This window comes from Streptomyces rugosispiralis, assembly GCF_024505145.1.
Lineage (GTDB): Bacteria > Actinomycetota > Actinomycetes > Streptomycetales > Streptomycetaceae > Streptomyces > Streptomyces rugosispiralis.
On the sequence record NZ_JANIAA010000184.1, the window covers coordinates 1 to 871 of the forward strand.

The 871-nt window shown below is 66.0% G+C and carries 1 protein-coding gene; it reads left to right on the top strand.

Annotated features, from left to right (window positions below; genetic code table 11):
* Window positions 1-871 (top strand): flavodoxin-dependent (E)-4-hydroxy-3-methylbut-2-enyl-diphosphate synthase (ispG, locus tag NP777_RS46960; RefSeq protein WP_256656335.1); only part of this gene is annotated, 871 nt, incomplete at both ends.

Genomic DNA, 871 nt, shown 5'->3' on the forward strand with positions numbered 1-871 from the left:
TCCAGGTCGGGTCGGTGGCCGTGGGTGGTGACGCGCCGGTCTCGGTGCAGTCGATGACGACGACGGTGACGGCGGACATCGGTGCGACGCTGCAGCAGATCGCGGAGCTGACGGCGTCGGGGTGCCAGATCGTGCGGGTGGCGTGTCCGTCGCAGGATGACGCGGAGGCGTTGCCGGTGATCGCGAAGAAGTCGCAGATCCCGGTGATCGCCGATATTCACTTCCAGCCGAAGTATGTGTTCGCGGCGATTGATGCCGGGTGTGCGGCGGTGCGGGTGAATCCGGGGAACATCCGGCAGTTCGACGACAAGGTGAAGGAGATCGCGAGGGCGGCGTCGGACGCGGGTGTGCCGATTCGTATCGGGGTGAACGCGGGGTCGCTGGACAAGCGGTTGCTGGAGAAGTACGGCAAGGCCACGCCGGAGGCGTTGGTGGAGTCGGCGTTGTGGGAGTGCTCGCTGTTCGAGGAGCACGGTTTCCGGGATATCAAGATCTCGGTGAAGCACAACGATCCGGTGGTGATGGTGAACGCCTACCGTCAGCTGGCGGCGCAGTGTGACTATCCGCTGCATCTGGGTGTGACGGAGGCGGGTCCGGCGTTCCAGGGGACGATCAAGTCGGCGGTGGCTTTTGGTGCGCTGTTGAGTGAGGGGATCGGGGACACGATCCGGGTGTCGCTGTCGGCGCCTCCGGCGGAGGAGGTCAAGGTCGGTATCCAGATCCTGGAGTCGCTGAATCTGCGGCAGCGGCGGCTGGAGATCGTCTCGTGTCCGTCGTGCGGCCGGGCGCAGGTGGATGTGTACAAGCTCGCGGACCAGGTGACGGCCGGTCTGGAGGGCATGGAGGTGCCGCTGCGGGTGGCGGTCATGGG